The organism is Neisseria sp. P0009.S007 (genome assembly GCF_051962515.1).
In genome coordinates, this window is the sequence record NZ_JBQCVF010000886.1 from 1 (window position 1) to 452 (window position 452).

At 51.8% G+C, this 452-nt stretch carries 1 protein-coding gene; it reads right to left on the bottom strand.

Annotation, left to right across the window (positions count from 1 at the left end; genetic code table 11):
- Positions 1–74: 74 nt before the first annotated feature.
- The coding region (locus tag ACTHS3_RS16940) for a TonB-dependent receptor domain-containing protein (RefSeq protein WP_440368631.1) at positions 75–452 on the bottom strand (378 nt) is incomplete at its 5' end.

Below are 452 nucleotides of genomic sequence, written 5' to 3' on the forward strand. Positions count from 1 at the left end.
CGTCTTTTCATGTCCATTTTTTATCTCCTAATTCTTAATAAGCCAGTGTAGGCATTCTTTCAGACGGCCTGATTTTAAAAAGCCGCATGCAAACTCAACCAATATGTCCTGCCCGGTGCATACACCACACTGGGCGACAGGGCGAGGACGTGGTCGCCGCTGATGTGTTCGGCGTATTTTTTGTTGAACACGTTGTTTACGCCCAAGCGCAAGCCGTATTTGTCTTTGATGTTTACGCCTGCGTAAAGGTCGGCAACGGTAAAGCCTTTGGCGGCTTCGCGTTTGTCTATGCCCAGACCTCTTGCCGCGTCAAAATCGCCGCGCGTTTGTTTGGCGACAAAGCGTGTTGCTGCGCCGATGTTGTAGCTGCCGTGGGCAAAGTAGTTTTTGTAGTCGGCTTGGACGGCGGCTTCAAACGGACGGATTTGATAGAGCGGCCTGCCGTCGGTTTC